This window comes from Lactobacillus nasalidis, assembly GCF_016587775.1.
In the GTDB taxonomy this organism is placed as follows: domain Bacteria; phylum Bacillota; class Bacilli; order Lactobacillales; family Lactobacillaceae; genus Lactobacillus; species Lactobacillus nasalidis.
This window is the reverse complement of the sequence record NZ_BOCG01000693.1, coordinates 1-563: the sequence shown is the minus strand read 5'-3', so window position 1 is coordinate 563 and position 563 is coordinate 1. Positions and strand designations below refer to the sequence as shown.

General features: G+C 41.2%; 1 protein-coding gene. It reads left to right on the top strand.

Annotation, left to right across the window (positions count from 1 at the left end; translation table 11 throughout):
- Positions 1-530 (top strand): IS3 family transposase (locus lacNas_RS13200; protein ID WP_201346940.1); only part of this gene is annotated, 530 nt, incomplete at its 5' end.
- Between the last annotated feature and the right edge of the window lie 33 nt (positions 531-563).

Below are 563 nucleotides of genomic sequence, written 5' to 3'. Positions count from 1 at the left end.
TAATCAAGCGCAATTTCTACGCAATTATTCCCGACAGACATTGGTTTACCGACGTGACAGAATTCCATCTCAAAGATCAAAAGCTCTACCTTTCTCCAATTATTGATGGTTGTACCCAAGAAATCATCTCCTACAATATTTCTAGGCACCCAGACCTTAAGCAAGTAATGACCATGCTAGATGATGCATTTGAGAAGCATCCGGCTCTTAACGGGCTTATTTTCCACTCAGATCGTGGCTGGCAATATCAGCACTATGCATATCAAGCCGCTCTAGCTAATAGAGGGATCGATCAGAGTATGTCCAGACTAGGTAATTCTCTAGACGACGGCTTAATGGAAGGCTTCTTCGGCATTCTCAAGCGTGAGATGTTCTATGGGCAGGAGCACAAATACAAAGACCTAAATGAGATTGAACAAGCTATTCACAAATATATCGATTACTACAACAACGTAAGAATCAAAACAGGACGAAAAAACATGACCCCGATTGAATATCGGAATCATGTTCTAACAACCTTAACGGCGTAATACTAATTTGTCCCAATTTTGGGGGTCACATCA